Origin of the sequence: Streptomyces sp. NPDC055966 (genome assembly GCF_042269865.1) — a bacterium.
Taxonomy (GTDB): Bacteria; Actinomycetota; Actinomycetes; order Streptomycetales; family Streptomycetaceae; genus Streptomyces.
In genome coordinates this window covers 1-1,687 of the sequence record NZ_JBHJYK010000084.1, presented here as the reverse complement: position 1 = coordinate 1,687, position 1,687 = coordinate 1, and the positions used below count along the sequence as shown (strand labels likewise).

Annotated in this window: 1 protein-coding gene; it reads left to right on the top strand. The window is 62.2% G+C overall.

The window, feature by feature from the left end:
• Positions 1-505: 505 nt before the first annotated feature.
• On the top strand, positions 506-1,687 hold a 1,182-nt coding region (locus ACFC8N_RS48870; protein WP_376296103.1), incomplete at its 3' end, for a reverse transcriptase/maturase family protein.

Here is a 1,687-nt window from a genome sequence, read left to right as displayed (position 1 = left end):
GGTTCAGCCGGGAGGAACTCGGAAGGAGGTTCCTGGGCCCGATGACTTACCTGGATCCGAAAGGCGAAGGGGACAAAAGCATGTCAGAAAACCAGTGACCGGGCTCAGTTGTCGGAGACGGTGTGCTGGGTGGCCCGCGCGATATGGCGAAGACTGGATTGTTTGAAGCCCAATCTCCAGATGATGCAAGTTCCCATCCGCCGGAAGGACAGCTGAAACCGGTGCCGCGCTCTGCTCTGGCTTCGATGCTGTGGCCGGAGCAACTTCCGGAGCGCGGGGCGATGTCCAACGAGGGCATTCAAGGAGATGAGTGGGACGCCTGTGTCGCGCTAGAACGTACAGACAGGGATGAACGTGGGATCGCCTACGGGATGAGAATCCTATGGCGACGGAGGCCCCGTAGTAGTCGCCGGAGTCACGACCGGCCAGGGAGGACGGGAAAGCCGTCTGCATCGGGCGAAGGGGGCCAGGTGATTCGGACACTCGAAGCCGGGAGGTATGCGGAATGCAGAACGCCAAAACGGTGCTGGGTGTCCTGCGTGAACGCGGCAGGCGTGGCTTGCCGTGTGATGAGCTGTATCGGCAGCTGTTCAACCCGCAGTTGTATCTGCTGGCCTACGGTCGCATCTACGCCAATCATGGTGCGATGACGCCCGGGGTCACGTCGGAAACCGCGGACGGCATGTCACAGCGGAAGATCGACCGGATCATTGAAGCGATGCGCCACGAGCGTTACCGCTTCCGCCCGGTCCGGCGCGTCCATATCCCGAAGAAGAATGGGAAGACGCGTCCGCTGGGGCTGCCGACCTGGTCGGACAAGCTCGTTGGTGAGGTGGTCCGCCTGTTACTTGAGGCGTATTACGAGCCGACGTTCTCCGACCGCTCTCATGGGTTCCGTCCCCGTCGTGGCTGCCATACCGCATTGCGGGAGGTGGACCACACCTGGACCGGGACGTCCTGGTTCATCGAAGGGGACATCGCCGACTGCTTCGGCAGCCTGGACCACCAGGTCCTGCTGTCGATCCTCGGCGAGAAGATCCATGACCAGCGGTTTCTGCGGCTGGTGCGCAACATGCTGACAGCCGGATACCTGGAGGACTGGAGGTGGGGCGCCACACTCTCCGGAGCGCCGCAGGGCGGAGTGGCCTCCCCGATTCTGTCCAACATCTACCTGCACAAGCTGGATAAGTTCGTCGAGACAGTTCTGATTCCGGAGTACACCCGGGGAGACCGCCGGGCCAGAAACCCGGCCTACCTGGAGTTACAGAATCTGCTGGCGAAAGCCCGCCGGCGCGGCGACCGGGTGCAGGCCCGTGTGTTGCGTCAGCGGATGGTCAGCCTGCCGAGCGCGGATCCCAACGATCCGGCATACCGCAGGCTGCGCTACATACGCTACGCGGACGATCACCTCCTCGGTTTCACCGGCCCGAAAGCCGAGGCCGAGCAGATCAAACAACGCCTGGCCCAGTTCTTGCGTGATGAACTCAAGCTGGAACTGTCCCAGGAAAAGACGCTGATCACTCACGCCCGCACCCGGGCAGCGAGGTTTCTCGGCTATGAGATCACGACCCAGCACAACGACACGAAGAAAACTGGCCGTTACCGTCGAGTCAACGGCCAGATAGCACTCCGTGTCCCACGGGACGTGATCAAAGCCAAGTGCGTCCCCTATCTCGCCCGCGGAAAA